Annotated in this window: 11 protein-coding genes; 1 reads left to right on the top strand and 10 read right to left on the bottom strand. The window is 62.7% G+C overall.

What is annotated here, in order from left to right:
• Positions 1 to 34 precede the first annotated feature (34 nt).
• Positions 35 to 1096 carry a tRNA epoxyqueuosine(34) reductase QueG gene (gene queG, locus ACI2I1_RS11500; protein WP_404679243.1) on the top strand — a complete coding sequence of 354 codons (1062 nt, stop codon included), beginning with the start codon at positions 35 to 37 and terminating at the stop codon, positions 1094 to 1096.
• Here the strand turns inward: queG and ACI2I1_RS11495 are convergent.
• The 10 genes from ACI2I1_RS11495 to ACI2I1_RS11450 form a co-directional block, all read right to left on the bottom strand.
• Entirely contained in the window at positions 1080 to 2306 is a 1227-nt protein-coding gene (locus ACI2I1_RS11495; protein ID WP_404679242.1) for an NAD(P)/FAD-dependent oxidoreductase, read from the bottom strand. The two genes, queG and ACI2I1_RS11495, sit on opposite strands and share 17 nt — an antisense overlap.
• A gap of 52 nt (positions 2307 to 2358) precedes the next feature.
• Positions 2359 to 7071: an NAD-glutamate dehydrogenase gene (locus tag ACI2I1_RS11490; protein WP_404679241.1), complete on the bottom strand. Its 4713-nt coding sequence runs from the start codon at positions 7069 to 7071 to the stop codon at positions 2359 to 2361.
• Between the two features lie 171 nt (positions 7072 to 7242).
• A complete protein-coding gene (locus ACI2I1_RS11485; protein WP_404679240.1) occupies positions 7243 to 8217 on the bottom strand; it encodes an LLM class flavin-dependent oxidoreductase in 975 nt (324 codons plus the stop codon).
• Positions 8214 to 9056, bottom strand: a complete 843-nt coding sequence (locus ACI2I1_RS11480) for a tetratricopeptide repeat protein (protein WP_404679239.1) — start codon at positions 9054 to 9056, stop codon at positions 8214 to 8216. Before ACI2I1_RS11480 ends, ACI2I1_RS11485 begins: the two co-directional genes overlap by 4 nt.
• Positions 9053 to 9802 carry an alpha/beta fold hydrolase gene (locus tag ACI2I1_RS11475; protein ID WP_404679238.1) on the bottom strand — a complete coding sequence of 250 codons (750 nt, stop codon included), beginning with the start codon at positions 9800 to 9802 and terminating at the stop codon, positions 9053 to 9055. Before ACI2I1_RS11475 ends, ACI2I1_RS11480 begins: the two co-directional genes overlap by 4 nt.
• A gap of 54 nt (positions 9803 to 9856) precedes the next feature.
• Positions 9857 to 10930 carry a M48 family metallopeptidase gene (locus tag ACI2I1_RS11470; RefSeq protein ID WP_404679237.1) on the bottom strand — a complete coding sequence of 358 codons (1074 nt, stop codon included), beginning with the start codon at positions 10928 to 10930 and terminating at the stop codon, positions 9857 to 9859.
• A gap of 1 nt (position 10931) precedes the next feature.
• The gene (locus ACI2I1_RS11465; protein WP_404679236.1) at positions 10932 to 12017 is read right to left on the bottom strand and encodes a YjgN family protein; all 1086 of its coding nucleotides are present in this window, start codon (positions 12015 to 12017) and stop codon (positions 10932 to 10934) included.
• Positions 12018 to 12121: 104 nt separating this feature from the next.
• Positions 12122 to 12313, bottom strand: a complete 192-nt coding sequence (locus ACI2I1_RS11460; RefSeq protein ID WP_221544022.1) for a helix-turn-helix transcriptional regulator — start codon at positions 12311 to 12313, stop codon at positions 12122 to 12124.
• The gene (locus ACI2I1_RS11455) at positions 12310 to 12900 is read right to left on the bottom strand and encodes a hypothetical protein (protein WP_404679235.1); all 591 of its coding nucleotides are present in this window, start codon (positions 12898 to 12900) and stop codon (positions 12310 to 12312) included. Before ACI2I1_RS11455 ends, ACI2I1_RS11460 begins: the two co-directional genes overlap by 4 nt.
• Positions 12897 to 13082, bottom strand: coding sequence for a hypothetical protein (locus ACI2I1_RS11450; RefSeq protein ID WP_404679234.1), 186 nt, complete (start codon positions 13080 to 13082; stop codon positions 12897 to 12899). Before ACI2I1_RS11450 ends, ACI2I1_RS11455 begins: the two co-directional genes overlap by 4 nt.
• Between the last annotated feature and the right edge of the window lie 18 nt (positions 13083 to 13100).

Genomic DNA, 13100 nt, shown 5'->3' with positions numbered 1-13100 from the left:
TACCCTCGCGGGATGAACGGGAGCAACAGCAAGTTTGGTTAAGACCGCGTCACTGGAAGAATTGCAGCATGCGCTGAGGCAAGAGGCGCGCGCGCTGGGTTTTGCCGCCTGCGGTTTCACCTCGGCGGTGGAGGATCCCCTGCGCACGGCGCGGTTCGAGGAATGGCTGGCCGAGGGCCGCCACGGGTCGATGGAATGGATGGAAAGCCGCAAGGTCCAGCGCGCCTCGCCGCAGGGGCTGTGGCCTGAGGCGAAAAGCGTCATTGCATTTGGCATGAGCTATGCCCCCGATGTCGATCCGCTCGCGCTGGAGGGTGACGAGGAGAAGGCCCGCATATCCGTCTATGCCCAAGGGCGCGATTATCACGATGTGGTGAAGAAGGCGCTGAAGGCGCTCGCCCGCTGGCTGATTGCGCGCGAACCGGACAGCGACCTCAAGGTTTTCGTCGATACTGCGCCGGTGATGGAGAAACCGCTGGGGCAGGCCGCGGGGTTGGGCTGGCAGGGCAAGCATACCAATCTGGTGAGCCGCGCGCATGGCAGCTGGCTGTTTCTCGGGGCGATCTATTCGACCATCGAATTCGCGCCCGATCCGCCGCATCGCGACCTGTGCGGAAGCTGCCGCGACTGCCAGGATGCCTGCCCGACCAATGCCTTTCCGCAGCCCTATCATCTCGATGCGCGGCGCTGCATTTCCTATCTCACGATCGAGCACAAGGGCCCCATCCCAGAGGAGTTCCGCGCCAGCCTCGGCAACCGGATCTATGGCTGCGACGATTGCCTCGCCGTGTGCCCCTGGAACAAATTCGCCGACACCGCGCATCGCCATATGAAGCTGGCCCCGCGAGAGGAGCTTGCCGCGCCGCAGCTCGCGCGCTTCCTCGTGTTCGACGATGCCGGGTTCCGGCAGTTCTTTTCAGGCTCGCCGATCAAGCGCGTCGGGCGCGACCGGTTCGTGCGCAACTGCCTGTATGCGGCCGGTAACAGCGGCAATGCAGCGCTGAAGCCGCAGGTGGAGCGGCTGAAAGCCGATCCCGATCCCGCAGTCGCCGATGCAGCCGCATGGGCCGCCGAGCGGCTCAGCCCATCTCCTTGAGCGCGATTTCGGTATCCGCCAGCAGGTCCGGATCGATCTCTGCACCATTGGCGACCAGTTTGCGCCCCTGCGCATAATCGCGGGTATTGTTCACGCAATCTAGCGCGATCACCCGGCCTTCCCTGAGATAGATCAGGCTGAACTTGCGATCCGACGGCGTGCCGCGCAGCACGGCCTGATCATAGCCGTTCGAGATGCCCACCGTCTGCAGCCGCAGGTCATACTGGTTCGACCAGAACCACGGCACGGCATCATAGCTTTCCCGTTCGCCCATGATGCTTTTTGCAGCGACGCTGGCCATGTCGTTGGCGTTCTGGACCGACTCGAGCCGGATCACCGCATTGTCGGCATAGGGATTGGGATGTGCGGCGCAGTCGCCGATGGCGTAGATATCGTCGAGCGAGGTGCGGCCGTATGTGTCGACATCGACCCCGTTGCTGCCTGCCGCCCCCGCCGCGATCAGCGGTCCGACCGATGGCACGATGCCGATCCCGACGATCACGATCTCGCATGCGATCGTCTCCCCTGTCGAAAGGGTGACGCCGGTGACCTTCTCGCCGTCTCCTTCGATCCGGTCGACTCCGGTCTCTAGGCGGACTTCCACGCCCTGTGCGCGGTGTTCGGCCAGATAGAAGTCGGAAATGTCCGGCCCGGCGACGCGGGCCAGCAGGCGGTCCTGCATTTCCACGACCATGACCTCGCAGCCCAGCTTGCGCAGAACAGCAGCGCCTTCCAGCCCGATATAGCCGCCGCCCACCACAACGGCTCGTCTGGCACCCGCGGCGAGTTCGCTCTTGAGCGTATCGGTATCGCGCCGGTTGCGGATGGTATGGATGCCCGCAAGGTCCGCGCCCGGACAATCGAGCCGCCGCGCGTCGCCGCCGCCGGCCCAGATCAGCTTCCGGTAGGACAGGCTGCTGTCGTCCGACAGGGTCAGCACATGCCGCATCCAGTCGACTTCGTTGACATTGCAGCCAAGGCGCAGGGTCACGTTCCGGTCGGCCCAGAATTGCTCGGGCCGGATAAGGATTTTCTCGAAGGGCTTTTCGCCGGCGAGATATTCCTTCGACAGCGGCGGGCGCTCGTACGGCGGGTTGCGGTCGCGGCTGATCATGAGGATGGGCTCCTCGTGACCAGCCTGCCGCAGCGCTATAGCAGCCTGCGCGCCGCTATGGCCCGACCCCACGATGACGACATCATAGTGCTCCATGCGCGGGAGGGCTGGCCTCAATTGCCGGTCGGGTCAAGCCTTGCGGGCCGTTTCACCGGGCCAGCAGGTTGCGTGCCATGCTTGCCACCTGGGCCAGCATCGCAGGCGCGACAGGGGTCTGCGCCTGCGCCCGGTCCACCATGGTGCGGAACTGGCGGATCGCGGTTTCATGGTCTTCCGCCCAGTTCTCGACGACGCCCGGCATATCGGTCTTGGCATCTTTCCTGCGCGCAAGGCGGCGCAAGAGTTCGAGCCGCATCTGCTGGAAGTCCCGGGCAAGGCCCGATGTCAGCAGCCGTTCCCAGACGTCCGAAGGGTTCATCTTCGCCGCCGTGCTCTGCGCCCAGTCGATCCCGAGCATGGCCCCGAGATCGGAGAAGCCCTGCGTGACCATCTTGGGCCCGATGTCCGTATCGGCGGCGAGCTTCGCCAGGCCGACCGACCCGTCGAGGTCGAAGGTATTGGTCACCTTGACGGCAAGGTCGTCGGGCGCGCCGGCGGTGGTGAAGACTTCACGCAATTTCAGCGACTGGGTCTTCAGTTCGGCACCAAGCAATTGCTCGGAAGATTCGACGAGGACCTTCACCCCTTCGCCGAGTTCGGCGACCATGGCTGCGGGCTGGACGCGCCCGCCAGCCGTGCGGAGCACATCGGACATCAGATTGCCCGTGGCTGCGGCCAGACGGTCGAACAGCACCAGACGCCCGCTTTCCTCCATCTCGGCGAGATCGATTTCCGCCCAGAGAGTGCTGAGGTCGAACAGATGCGCGACGGCGACGAAGGCTGCCGCCACTTCCGAAAGTTCGACACCTTCTTCTTCGGCGAGCTCGAACGGATGCACCATGCCCATCCGGTTGACGATCGCATTGGCGAGCTTGGTTGCGATGATTTCGCGGCGCAGCCGGTGATTTTCGATCTGGGTTCGGAACTTCTTGCGCATCGGTTCGGGGAAGCTGCGCATCAGCAGGCCTTCCAGGATCGGATCGTCGGGCAGGTCGCTCGCCTCGATCGCGTCCTGCAGCACCAGCTTGGTGGAGGATAGCAGCACGGCCAGTTCGGGCCGGGTCAGGCCGATACCGTCGGTGGCGCGCCGCTGCAGCGTCTGGTTGTCGGCCAGCCCTTCGGTCCGGCGATCCAGATTCCCGCCGGCTTCCAGCGTCTCGATCAGGTGCAGCTGCGACGCCATCGCTCGTTCGCCGCCGATTTCGGCGATGGAAATGGCAAGCGCCTGCAGGCGGTTGTCTTCCAGCACCAGCGCGGAGACCTCGTCGGTCATTTCCTCGAGCAGTTCGACCCGCTTGGGCTCGGTCAGCTTCCCCGCGCGCTTGGCCGCCGCGAGGGCGATCTTGATGTTGACCTCGTTATCCGAGCAATCGACCCCGGCGGAGTTATCGATGAAGTCGGTGTTGCAGCGGCCGCCATTCTGCGAATACTCGATCCGCCCGGCCTGCGTGACGCCAAGATTGGCGCCTTCGCCGATAACCTTCGCGCGCACTTCCTTGCCGTCGACCCGCAAAGGATCGTTGGCGGGATCGCCGACCTGCACGTTATTCTCGGCGCTCGACTTGATGTATGTTCCGATACCGCCGAACCAGATCAAATCGACCGGAGCCTTAAGAATGCCGGAAATAAGCACATCGGGTTCGATTTCCGAGACGTCGAGGTCGAGGACCTTCTGCATCGCCTTCGACAGCTTGATGGTTTTCGCGTCGCGCGAATAGACGCCGCCGCCGCGCGAGATAAGATCGGCATCGTAATCCTCCCAGCTCGACCGCGGAAGGTCGAACATGCGCGACCGCTCTTTCCAGCTTGCCGCAGGATCGGGATCGGGATCGAGGAAGATATGACGGTGATCGAACGCCGCCACGAGCTTGATCGCCTTGGACAGCAGCATGCCGTTCCCGAACACGTCGCCCGACATGTCGCCGCAGCCCACGACCTGGATCGGGTCGGTCTGGACGTCGATGCCCTTCTCGAGGAAGTGGCGCTGGACACTGACCCACGCGCCCTTGGCGGTAATGCCCATGGCTTTATGGTCATATCCCTTGGAGCCGCCCGATGCGAAGGCATCGTCGAGCCAGAAATCCTTCGATTCCGCGATCGCATTGGCCACGTCGGAAAAGCGTGCGGTGCCCTTGTCGGCGGCGACCACGAAATAGGGGTCCTCGCCATCGGTGATGACCACACCGTCAGGATGTACCACCTTGTCGTCGACGATATTGTCGGTGATCGACAGCAGCGTACGGATGAAGACTTCGTAGCTGGCCTGGCCTTCTGCCGCCCAGCCATCGCGGTCAATCGCTGGATCGGGCAATTGCTTGGGATAGAAGCCGCCTTTCGCCCCGGTTGGGACGATCACGGCGTTCTTCACCCGCTGGGCTTTCATGAGACCGAGAATTTCGGTGCGGAAATCGTCGCGCCGGTCCGACCAGCGCAGGCCGCCGCGGGCGACAGGGCCGGCCCGCAAATGAATGCCTTCGACCCTGCGCGAATAGACGAAGATTTCGCGCCAGGGAATCGGCTTGGGCAGGTTGGGCACCAGCGAACTGTCGATCTTGAATGCCAGCGCCTCGTTCGCCGCCGGAGCGAAGGAATTTGTGCGCAGGATAGCATCGATCAATGCGTTGTAGAGCCGCAGCAGGCGGTCGTCATTGATCGCCTTGACCTTGGACAGGCCGCGCTTGATCACATTGCGCGCATCGTCGACCGCGCCTTCCCGGTCGCCCTTGAAGGCGGGATCATGGCGGGCGGTGAAAAGATCGATCAGCGCACGGGTGATGTCGGCATTCTTGGCTAGCGCGTCGACCACCGTGTAGATGGTGAAGCCCATGCCCGTCTGGCGCAGGTAACGATAAAAGGCGCGCAGCCAGTCCGCATGGGCGGCATCCAGCCCGGCTTCGGTGACCAGGCGGTTGAAGACATCGTTTTCGGCATGGCCATTGAGGACGGCGGCTATTGCCTCTTCGATCGTCTCCGAACGTTCGAACAAATCGCCCGCATCAACGCCCGGCGCCAGTTCGAGCGCGAAATCGTGGATGGTGCCCAGCTTTCCTTCATTCAGAACAGTGGGCATTTCGGCCTGTACGTGGAACCCGAAGTTTTCCAGCACGGGCACGGCGTCCGATAGCGGCAGGCTGCCTTCGGACTGGTACAGCTTGAGGTGCAGGTTGGATGGGCCATCCCGCTCTGAAAGATACAGCCGGGCACCGCGCTGCGGCGCGTTGTTGGCGTCCTCTTCCGCATCATCGGCGTGGATGCCCAGGCCGCGCAGCCGCGCAATGTCTTCTGCGGCCTCGCGCGGGCCGAAGCGCGCGCGGAAGGCGGTGGGAAAATGTTCGGCGAACCGGATCGCCAGCGCAGCTGCGCGTCCGCTTTCGACCATCGTGCCAAGTTCGTTCTCGACCGCTTCGCTCCAGCCGCGCAGGAGGGTCTGCAACTGCTGTTCAAGCAGCGCTTCGTCGGGCGATTTGGCCCCGTCGCGAATGTCGAGCACGAAGCGCAGCATGGCGAGATTGCCGCCTTCGACTTCCAGGCTCCAGTCGAGCAAGCGTGCCGCAGCGTTGTCTTCCAGCAGCGACTTGATCTGCAACCGGACCTGCGTCGCCAGCATGTCGCGCGGCAACCACACGAATGCAAACAGGTGACGGGCCAGGGGCGCTTCGACCAGCGAGAGGCGCGGACGCGGACGATCGACCAGCGCCATCATGGTGGTGGCGACGCGTTCGCAATCCTCTTCGCTAAAACCGATCAGGAGATCGTGCGGCAGCGTGGTCATCGCATGAACCAGCGCCTTGCCCGCATGGCCGCCCTCGTCGAAATTCAGGCGGTCGCGGATGCGATCGACCCGTTCGCGCAGGATGGGGACAGCACGTGGCGGCGCAGCCAGGGCGGCACTGGTCCAGACGCCGGCGTGGACCGACAGGGCAGTGACCTTCTTGCCTTCACGGCGCGGCACGATGAACAGGTCGAGCGGCACATGGCGGTGCACGCGTGAAATGTGGTTGGCCTTGATGATCAGCGGCGTGCGCTGATTGCCGCCCTTTTCGAACCAGGCGAACGCGCGTTCGAAGCTGCTGTCCACAAGCAATTCGGGCTCGCCTGCGCGGCAGATGCCCAGCGGGTCCTGCTGGCTCCCGTCGCGCAGCCGCACGACATGGCCGAGCTGCGTCAGCATGCCCGACTCAAGCCATTCCAGAAGCGCGCTGCCCTCATCGTCGTCGATGGAGGCGGCATCGGCTTTCATCTGTTCCTGAAGCTTGGCCCAATCCTGTACCGCGGCGCGCACATCGGCCAGCGTCGTCTGCAGCTCTTCTTCGAGAGCGCGGCGCTGCTTGGCATCGACACGCGCGGTCTCGAGATAGATCATCGATTCCCAATAGGCGTCGTCAGGCTCGCCCTCATGGATCTGGCTGAGCGTGCCATCCTTGGCCCGGGCTACCGGGACGACCGGATGGACGAGACGATCGATCGCGATGCCCAGCGCCGAGATCGCGTTGGCGGTCGAATCCACCAGAAACGGCATGTCGTCATTGACGATGGCGATGCGCGTATAGCGATGCCCTTCCGTCACCGACTCGATCCGCATCGCAACATCGCCGAACTTGCGTTGCTGCGCCGTCGCAGCGACATATTCGGCTGCGTCCTTCATTCCCTCCGGGCTGAACGGCGTATCGCCGGGCAGCATGGAATCGCGCATGTGCTGGACAAGCGCCTCAATCTGGTTGGCAGGAACGGTAGCGGGCTTCGAATCGGTTTTGGAACCCATGGGGCCTCTCAAATATGACGCGAAAACTTGCCGCGCCTTGAAACATCCGAGTCTTCACCCGGTATCGATCAGACGCCGCGATTAGGCCCGTTGCCCAGCAAGGGCAAGGCACTGAACATGCATTTTCGCAAACCTATGCATGAACCACGGACGTAGCGTCAGCGCGGCCAATCAGGCCAGCGCATCCAGCGCCAGCTTCAGGCTGTCGATGCGAGCCTGCGGGTCGAAGGTCGGGCCTGCAAAGATGATCTCATCGGCATGGGTGCGTTCGGCGAACCGGTTGACGGCCTCTGCACATTGCTGAGGCGTCCCGATCGCGCTCGCCTGTCCGATGTGGTCGAGCATCGCGGCCGCTGGGGGCGGCAGATGCGCGCGATAGCCTTCCACCGGCGGCTTGAGCTTCGAAGGACGCCCGGTGCGCAATGCGACGAAAGCCTGCATCTGCGAAGTTCCCAGCGTATGGGCTTCATCCTCGGTTTCGGCGCAGAACAGGTTCATCGCGGCCATCACATGCGGCTTCTCGCAGGTTTCGCTCGGCTGGAAATCCCGGCGGTAGATTGCCAGTGCATTATCGAGATGGTCGGGCGCGAAGTGGCTGGCAAATGCGTAGGGCATGCCCAGCCGTGCAGCGAGCTGCGCCCCGAACAGGCTCGATCCCAGCATCCAGAATTCGGGCCTTGCGCCAAGACCAGGCGTGGGATGGACCGCGGTATCGCCGGCCATGAAATCCTGCAGTTCGACGACGTCCTGCGGGAAGGTTTCCGCCGCCCGGTGAAGGTCTTTGCGCAGCGCCCGCTGCAATTCCGGTCCGGCCCCCGGGGCGCGGCCCAGGCCCAGGTCGATCCGGCCCGGGAAGAGTGCGTCGAGCGTCCCGAATTGCTCGGCAATCTGAAACGGCGTGTGATTGGGCAGCATGATCCCGCCCGAACCGATGCGGATACTGTCGGTCGCATTGCCGATATGAGCCAGCACTACCGAAGTCGCGCCGCCCGCAATACCTTCCATCGCGTGATGTTCAGCCACCCAATACCGTTTGCAGCCCGCCTCTTCGGCCCCTTGCGCCAGAGCGACGGCGGCCTCGAAGCTTTCGGTGAGGGTGCTGCCTTCGCGGACAGGGACGAGATCGAGGACGGAATATGCGGTCATTCTGGAGATGGTTTCCTTAGCTGGTCGAGATAGCCTTGCGCCCGCTGAGCCTCGGGGCTGTCCGGCGCGACTTCGAGGACCGAAGAAAAGCTCGCGATTGCATCGGCTTCGCGACCCGACATGGCGGCGATTACCCCGGCTTCAAGTCCGACCTGAGGGTTGCGCGGATCCAGCAGCGCGGCGCGCTCGATCTGCGACTGGGCCTCGCCTAAACGCTGTAGCCGGCGCGAAAGGGTCGCTGAAAGCAGCCAGGCTTCGGCATTGCTTTCGTCGGCTTCACGCGCCTCGGCAAGAGCGGCGGCAGCATCTTCCTGGCGGTCTGCGCGCACGAGAATGCGGGCAAGATCTACGCGAAGGCTGGCTGCCAAAGGTCCTTCGTCTGCGGCCAGCGCCATGCCTCCTGCGCGGTCGAGCAGCGGGAGGGCAGCTTCGATCTCTCCTTCGGCAACGGCTGCGTTACCCGCCATTGCGGCAAGCCGCGCCGAATAGGCCAGATTGTCTGCGGGAGCTTCCGCGCTGGCCAGTTCGAAAGCCTGCCGCGCTTCGTTCATCCGGCCAAGCTTGACCATGGCGAGGCCGAGGCAATGGGCGCTCTGCGCAAGGCCGAGATCGCTGTCTGCCGTCTCCCGCCAGCGCTGGGCCGTGTCGAGCGCTCGCTGCGGATCGCTGTTCGTCTGCTGCAGGCACTTGGTAAGCGCGCCTGCCTCGCTGTTCGTCCCAGCCTTCTCTCTCGGCGGCCGGTCCCGCAATTCTTCAGGCACGCCGGGCATCCCGCCCGCAGCGGGATTGAGCCCGACCTGCATAAGCATCAGGGCGAGGGGGGTAAGGAGATTGGTCACGTGGTTTCCAGCTGTTGCAAAAGGCCTTCGACTGTTCGCAGCAGCAGGGCGATATCCTGCGGCCGCGAAAGCCGGTGGTCGCCATCCTTGATCAGGGTAAGTTGAACAGCATCCGAACGCAGCGCCTCGGCCAACCGCTGGCTGATCTGCCAGGGCACATCGGCATCGCGCTGGCCGTGCAGCAGGTGTGTGGGCGCCGCGATCTCAATCGTTTCGTCCAGACGGCGCAGCGCCTGGCCATCGGCGAAGAAGCGCGGATATGTCGGCGTTGGCTCGGGGCCATAGGGATTTTCTTCCCGCACCACCGCGCCCGATGCCAGCTGTTCTTTATGTTCGGCGGAATAACCCCAGTCGGTGAAGTCCGGCGCGGCAGCGATGCCAATCATGCCGGCCAGCCGTTCGCCGAGCTTAAGTGCGGCCAGCAGCATGAGCCAGCCGCCCATCGAAGACCCGACCAGTACCACCTGGCCAGCGATGCGCGCGTCGATCAGGGTCAGCACCTCGTCCCGCCATGTCGACAGGGATCCATCGGCAAAATCGCCGTCGCTGCGCCCGCAGCCCGAATAGTCGAGCAGGAGGCAAGCCCGGCCGTGCCCACGCGCCCAGTCGAACAGGGCGGTAGCCTTGCTGCCGTCCATGTCGGACATGTAACCGGGCAGGAAGACCAGCGCGGGGCCCTCGCCCTCGCTAAGCCGGAAGGCGATCCGGCGTCCATCTGCCATGGAGTGGAATTGTACGTCGCTCATCGACAGGACATGTCGTGGCGAAGGGTTGGGGATGCAACCCTGCAGGGGAAACGCTCAGAAGAAGAGATCGAAGCTCTCTACATCCGGATCCTGTTTGCACATGTCTTTCAGTGCCTGAAACTCCGCGGCGGTCAGAACCGGCTCGAACGTCTTCCCGCGCGCTGCGGCGCGATAGGCCTTGGCGCGTTCGGCCGGCCCGGGATGGCTGGACACCCAGCCGGTCAGCCCTTCCTCATCGGCTTCGTCATCCCCGCCCAGGCGTTCGAAGAAGCGGGCCGCACCCAGCGGCGAAATCCGGCTCTCGGCCATGCGCTCGCGCGAATATTCATCCGCTTCGCGTTCGGCGTCGCGCGAATATCCCATCGCCGCCAGGCCAAACATCGTGTCGCCCACCGTTGTATTCGCGCCGGACAGAAGGATGGTCAGCCCGAACTGCCGCAGGAGAGCGGTCATGACGTGCCGTTCGCGGACATGACCGACTTCGTGGCCCAGCACGCCGGCCAGCTCTTCGGGGCTTTCGGCATCCTGCACCAGCCCATCGAACAGCAGGACCTGTCCGCCCGGCAACGCAACCGCATTGACCATGCCGATATTGGCGACACCGGCCCGCACTTTCTCCTGTTCCGGATCGACCTTGGCCAAGAGCTTGGTCAGCGCTCGGTCACCATCGCGCGTATGGCACAGGCGGTTGCCGAAATCTCCGACCATCGCATCGCCAAGATTACGCTCCCAGCTTTGCGGGATTCGCGGGCCGAGCCATTCGGGCGCGGTCATGAAAAGCGCGACAGCGGCCACACTGAGCGTAGCGAAGATGGCAGATGCCTTGCCGAGGCCAAGCTTGTCCACCCAGGCGCCATAGGTCTGCCGCTCGGGCAGTTTCGAAGCAAGGCCGGGCGGCAGGTCGGCAGGCAGTATGAGGCGGAAATCGGGTTCGCTTGCCCGGCGATAGACGGTTTCGCCAGGGCGCTCTTCACCGAACTCCAGATCGGCGAAAGGCACTTCCAGACTGCCGCTCGCTCCGCGTAGCCGAAGCAGACCGCCGCCATCCCAGACTGCCTCGCCCTCATGCTTGACGGCGGTATGACCGTCATACCACTGGGCAAAGCTCTGGAATGCCGGTTCGCTCATGTCAGATCGCCCCCATGTCGAAGGCGTCGAGCAGTCCTTCGCCATGCTTCGCGGTCCTGGTGGTGGATTGCGTCAGTTCATCAAGCAGGATGTTCCCGTCTGCCTGCATGTGTACGATGAAGAACTTCCAGTGGCGATAGGATAGGAAGACGAAGCCGATGCCAAGGGTCAGAACCACCAAGACGAAGTCGCCGAGATACAGCTTGATCCAGTCTGCAGTCGACGCTTCGAAGCCGAATCTGAGGTCTTTCCAGCGCGTCGATCCCACGACTTCGCGGAAATATTTGGCATAGAATGCCGCCGCGATCAGACCGAGGGCGAAAAACCATACGAAGAGCGCGATGGCAATGCCGAGGCCCACGCCGACACCCGTGCCAGCTTCTCCGCCCAGCCCGAAACCGATGCCGCCGCCCGTGACGGCTGCGATCGCCATGGCGACAAACAGGAGGATCGGCGCGAGATAGAAAAGGAGATAGCGTCCGAAGATGTCACCCGACTGGGCATCGGCATCGAAATGATAGGGGCCGAAGCTCATCTTGTTCCAGCGCTCGTTCCAAAGGCTGGTCATGGACCATGGCACGAGCAGACCCATGGGGAGCTGACCGACGATGGTTTTCCAGAGATAGGACCAGCCGAACTTGAAGCCCTGGTCATTGCTGCCACCTCTGATGCCGCGCCAGCGTGTCCGAGACATGCGGTACCGCAAGGCACGGAACTGGGCGACGCCGGTGAGATACAGAATGAAAAAGAACGATCCGGCAGTAAGCAACACTGCCCAAAGTTCCTGGCCCCGCAATACCAGCGCTTCCGACACCATACCGATGAGCGAGAAAGGCAGGAAGAAGAGCAGCATGACGAGGACGAAGCCGATGAAAAGCTCCATTCCCTTGCCGGTCCATTCAAGCCGTTCGTCCACGAACCTAGTATGGGCCCACAGATATTTTCGTTCGCGGGTCGTGGCCCAGAAGCGGTAAATGCCCAGCGTGACGATGGTGAGCAAAAGATTGGGCAGAGCGATTTTCGCGAAATCCTGCCAATTGCCGTCGAATCCGAACGCACTGTCGGCGTCGTTATTCTCGTAATGCATAAATAAAAGCGACCCCCGTAGCCGAATGCCTGTTGTATTCCCGTCCGGAACCGACATTCCAAGGAGGCATCGTTCAAGTCAAGCGAGGTCGATACAAATCGTGTTCAGTCACGCAAAAAGATCTCCTCGATGGCCAGTTCGAAAAGGTCGGCGATCCTGAATGCGAGCGGCAGGGAAGGATCGTAGCGGCCCTTCTCGATCGCGTTCACGCTCTGGCGGCTGACTTCCAGCTGGTCGGCGAGGTCCTGCTGGCTCCAGTTGCGTTCGGCGCGCAGGACCTTGAGGCGATTGTTCATTCACCGCTCCTGCTCTGCCACACCTGGCCGATACCCATACCGAAAGCCCATATCGGGACAGACCACCAACCCGGAACATGCGGTACAAGTTCGAAGGTCTCGAGAAACCCCCAGAAGCTGCCGATGGCGAGTACAAAGCCAAGCCCAATGAGCGAGGCAATAATTGCCCGGTAGCGCAGATATTCGTCGTTTTCTTCTTTAAGATAGCGAGCCATTACAAAAATCATCCAGAAAATCGGGATGATCGGTAGCATCGCGAGCAACCATGTGAATCCGGTCGAAGGATCAAGATTACGCCAGACCGAAAGAGCAATACCCAGCCCAAGCAAATAGGCGAGCGAACTGGCCATGATTCCTTTCGTGTACCGAACTGCCGCCTGGTTGGATCGGCTGGCCGTTTTGCTCGCTTGAAGAGAAGCGCGAAAGCAGAGCACCATCAGAACCAGTGGGATGATAGCGAGAACATAAATCGTGGATCTGTCGATCGCGCCAGAGAACTTTAGCCCGAGAATGGCAGCCGCAGTGCCGACCGATAGGCCGCCCCACATACTAGCACGGCGCGACCTCGTTTCAGCGTCCGCACTCATGCCTTGCTCCGTCCCAGAATGTTGCAGCAACGGTCGCGGCCCAACCATGCCCCAGGGAACATTGCGAGAAGGGCAAGGGGCGCAAACTGCGCTACCTTTTCCGGGACAATATCGAAGATGGCGAGAAGCCCCACACCTATCATGGCGGCCGCGAGAAGCAGGCTTTTGTAAATCTGTTTCATGGCAAGATTCCTTTTCCT

It is taken from the genome of Qipengyuania sp. NPDC077563, assembly GCF_044901345.1.
GTDB lineage: Bacteria > Pseudomonadota > Alphaproteobacteria > Sphingomonadales > Sphingomonadaceae > Qipengyuania > Qipengyuania aestuarii.
This window is presented reverse-complemented; position numbering and strand designations above follow the sequence as displayed.

Excerpts from the sequence above, each read along its gene's own strand:
- ACI2I1_RS11495 (WP_404679242.1), bottom strand. The coding sequence starts at position 2,306 with ATGGAGCACTATGATGTCGTCATCGTGGGGTCGGGCCATAGCGGCGCG.
- ACI2I1_RS11490 (WP_404679241.1), bottom strand. The coding sequence starts at position 7,071 with ATGGGTTCCAAAACCGATTCGAAGCCCGCTACCGTTCCTGCCAACCAG.
- ACI2I1_RS11485 (WP_404679240.1), bottom strand. The coding sequence starts at position 8,217 with ATGACCGCATATTCCGTCCTCGATCTCGTCCCTGTCCGCGAAGGCAGC.
- ACI2I1_RS11475 (WP_404679238.1), bottom strand. The coding sequence starts at position 9,802 with ATGAGCGACGTACAATTCCACTCCATGGCAGATGGACGCCGGATCGCC.
- ACI2I1_RS11470 (WP_404679237.1), bottom strand. The coding sequence starts at position 10,930 with ATGAGCGAACCGGCATTCCAGAGCTTTGCCCAGTGGTATGACGGTCAT.
- ACI2I1_RS11465 (WP_404679236.1), bottom strand. The coding sequence starts at position 12,017 with ATGCATTACGAGAATAACGACGCCGACAGTGCGTTCGGATTCGACGGC.
- ACI2I1_RS11460 (WP_221544022.1), bottom strand. The coding sequence starts at position 12,313 with ATGAACAATCGCCTCAAGGTCCTGCGCGCCGAACGCAACTGGAGCCAG.
- ACI2I1_RS11455 (WP_404679235.1), bottom strand. The coding sequence starts at position 12,900 with ATGAGTGCGGACGCTGAAACGAGGTCGCGCCGTGCTAGTATGTGGGGC.
- ACI2I1_RS11450 (WP_404679234.1), bottom strand. The coding sequence starts at position 13,082 with ATGAAACAGATTTACAAAAGCCTGCTTCTCGCGGCCGCCATGATAGGT.